The sequence below is a fragment of the Pantoea sp. GCM10028869 genome (assembly GCF_042666835.1).
Taxonomy (GTDB): domain Bacteria; phylum Pseudomonadota; class Gammaproteobacteria; order Enterobacterales; family Enterobacteriaceae; genus Pantoea; species Pantoea leporis.
On record NZ_JBHTGO010000019.1, the window covers coordinates 1 to 2664 of the forward strand.

The 2664-nt window shown below is 56.6% G+C and carries 1 protein-coding gene; it reads left to right on the top strand.

Features of this window, described 5'->3' with window-relative positions; genetic code table 11:
• The first annotated feature begins 355 nt into the window (after positions 1-355).
• Positions 356-2506 carry an ornithine decarboxylase gene (locus tag ACFQW4_RS23605; RefSeq protein WP_377728044.1) on the top strand — a complete coding sequence of 717 codons (2151 nt, stop codon included), beginning with the start codon at positions 356-358 and terminating at the stop codon, positions 2504-2506.
• The last annotated feature ends 158 nt before the right edge of the window (positions 2507-2664 follow it).

A 2664-nucleotide genomic window follows, 5' to 3' on the forward strand; every position in this document is an offset into this window, starting at 1 on the left:
ACATGGTATCTCTCGCATCCCAGGACATAAGCGACTCCATAAACGGGTTCTTATGCCTTAGTTGTAAGTGTCTACCATGTCCCCGAACAAGTGTTCACCATGTCCCCGGACTGTACACTCCCACAGGTGGGAGAGGGAACTGATCCAGCATACCTTAACTCTCGCTCGGACGGCGCCCTCGCCCGCTTGCGGGAGAGGGCCGGGGTGAGGGGCCAGCGCAGCGGTTGTTCCGGCAAAAAAAAGATGACATGATTGCGCCCCAGTTAGTGTTCAACTCCCAGATTGACTTCGCCGAGGAAACCTCCTCATTGCTGTGCCATCGGCACCCACTCATCCTCTCTCAGGGATTTGTGTTATGAACCCATTGAAAATTGCTGCCAGCGTTGCTGTAGCGCCAACCCTTAGTCTTAACACTGCGCGCGACGTGGTGACGCTGGACAATACCGACTTTACCGATGTCGCTGCGGTCGTGATCACCTTGTCGGACACGCGCAGTGGCGTGCTGACGCTATTGCGCAAGGTCGGCTTTAATCTGCCGGTGTTTGTCGCCAATGCGTTCGATGAAGAAGTGCTGAAGCTGCCGGGCGTCACTGGCGAAATCAACGGCGCGCCAGAAGAGTGGAACGCGCTGGAGGACGCCGCGCAGGCGTATGAAGCCGAGTTGCTGCCGCCATTTTTCGACACGCTCACGCGCTACGTCGATATGCAGAACAGCACGTTTGCCTGCCCGGGACATCAGGGTGGTGCCTTCTTCCGCAAACATCCGGCGGGACGTCAGTTCTATGAGTTCTACGGCGAGAATGTCTTCCGTTCGGATATGTGCAACGCCGACGTAAAACTCGGCGATCTGCTGATCCACGAAGGCTCAGCCAAAGATGCACAGAAGTTCGCGGCGAAAGTGTTTAACGCCGACAAAACCTACTTCGTGCTTAACGGCACCTCCAGCGCCAATAAAGTGGTCACCAACGCGCTGCTGACGCGCGGCGATCTGGTGCTGTTTGACCGCAACAACCACAAATCCAACCATCACGGCGCACTGATTCAGGCGGGCGCCACACCGGTGTATCTGGAAGCGGCGCGTAATCCGTTTGGTTTTATCGGCGGCATTGATGCGCACTGTTTTGACGATGCTTATCTGCGTGATCAAATTGCCAAAGTGGCGCCCGATCGTGTCAACGCTCAACGTCCATTCCGCCTGGCGATTATTCAGCTCGGCACTTACGACGGCACGGTGTACAACGCGCGTCAGGTGGTCGATCGCATCGGACATCTGTGCGATTACATCCTGTTTGATTCGGCGTGGGTTGGCTACGAGCAGTTTATTCCGCTGATGGCCGGCTGTTCGCCGTTGACGCTGGAGTTGAACGAGAACGATCCGGGCATTTTTGTCACGCAGTCGGTACACAAGCAGCTGGCCGGTTTCTCACAGACGTCGCAAATCCATAAGAAAGACAATCACATCCGTGGGCAGCAGCGTTTCTGTCCGCACAAACGCCTCAACAATGCGTTTATGCTGCACGCCTCAACCAGCCCGTTCTATCCGCTGTTTGCCGCGCTGGATATCAACGCCCGCATGCATAAAGGCGAGGCCGGACGCAGCATGTGGCACGAGTGCGTCACCATCGGCATTGATGCGCGTAAAGCGATTCTGGAACGTTGCGAAATGATTCAGCCGTTCCTGCCGGAGAAAGTGCACGGCAAGCTGTGGCAAGCGGCGGAAACGGAAGCTATCGCCGCCGATCCCGCTTACTTCAGCCTTGAACCGGGCGCAAAGTGGCACGGTTTTGAGGGTTACGCGCAGCAACAGTATCTTGTAGATCCCTGCAAGCTGCTGCTCACCACCACGGGGATTGATGCCGCCAGCGGCGAGTACACCAGCTTCGGCATTCCAGCGACCATTCTGGCCAACTATCTGCGCGAGAACGGCATCGTGCCGGAGAAGTGCGACCTCAACTCGATTCTGTTCCTGCTGACGCCAGCAGAAACGCCGGAGAAGATGGCGCATCTGGTGGCGATGCTGGTGCAGTTTGAGCAGCACGTGCGCGAGGATGCGCTGCTGGCGGAAGTGCTGCCGAGCGTGTATCGCAAGAATATTGAGCGTTACAAAGGCTACACGCTGCGCCGCTTGTGTCAGGAGATGCACGATCTCTACGTCAGTTTTGACGTTAAGGATCTGCAGAAAGCGATGTTCCGCTCAGCCTGTTTCCCACCGGTGCAAGTGAATCCGCAGGATGCACATCAGGCTTATATTCGTGGTGAAGTGGAGCTGGTGAAGATTGCCGATGCTGAAGGGCGCATAGCGGCCGAAGGCGCGTTGCCATATCCGCCCGGCGTGTTGTGCGTGGTGCCAGGCGAAGTGTGGGGCGGCGCGGTACAGCGCTATTTCCTCGCGCTAGAAGAGGGCATCAATCTGCTGCCGGGCTTCTCGCCAGAGCTGCAAGGGGTTTACACCGAAGAAGATGAGCGCGGGCGTAAGCATCTGGTGGCGAATATGATGGTGAGCTGATTGCACTTGCCCTCACCCTCACCCTCTCCCGCTGTACAGTCCGGGGACATGGTGAACACTTGTTCGGGGACATGGTAGACACTTACAACTAAGGCATAAGAACCCGTTTATGGAGTCGCTTATGTCCTGGGATGCGAGAGATACCATGTCATTACGTA

Bases quoted from the DNA above. Each gene is read 5' to 3' on its own strand.
- ACFQW4_RS23605 (WP_377728044.1), top strand. From the start codon at position 356: ATGAACCCATTGAAAATTGCTGCCAGCGTTGCTGTAGCGCCAACCCTT.